We start from the raw sequence: 359 nt of genomic DNA on the forward strand, positions 1-359 counted from the left end.
GGCCACGGGGCGGTTCGTCCTCCTGCACGACCCGGCCCCGGACGCCCGGTGGCCGGGAGGCTTCCGGGCGGTGACATGGATCCGTGCGAGCCTGGAACCGGACGTCGCACTGGACCAGCTGGCCGGCGCCGTCGCGTGGACGTGGCTCGTGGAGGCGCTCGAGCGCCGCCACGCCGAGCACTCCCACGCCGGCGGCACCGCGACGCGCAGCATCGCGGAGGGCTTCGGGACGCTCAGTGCGGCCCCGGACACCACCGACATCGAGCTGCGCGCCTCGTGGACCCCGGCCCCGCGGGACCTCGGCTCGCATCTCGAGGCGTGGTCGGACATGATCTGCGCGTTCGCCGGTCTGCCGCCCG

At 75.8% G+C, this 359-nt stretch carries 1 protein-coding gene; it reads left to right on the forward strand.

Annotated elements, in window-relative coordinates; all coding sequences use genetic code 11:
* Positions 1-22: 22 nt before the first annotated feature.
* On the forward strand, positions 23-359 hold a 337-nt coding region (locus tag J1M37_RS11555; protein WP_274607202.1), incomplete at its 3' end, for a DUF3000 family protein.

Origin of the sequence: Micrococcus sp. KRD012 (assembly GCF_017168555.1) — a bacterium.
GTDB lineage: Bacteria > Actinomycetota > Actinomycetes > Actinomycetales > Micrococcaceae > Micrococcus > Micrococcus luteus.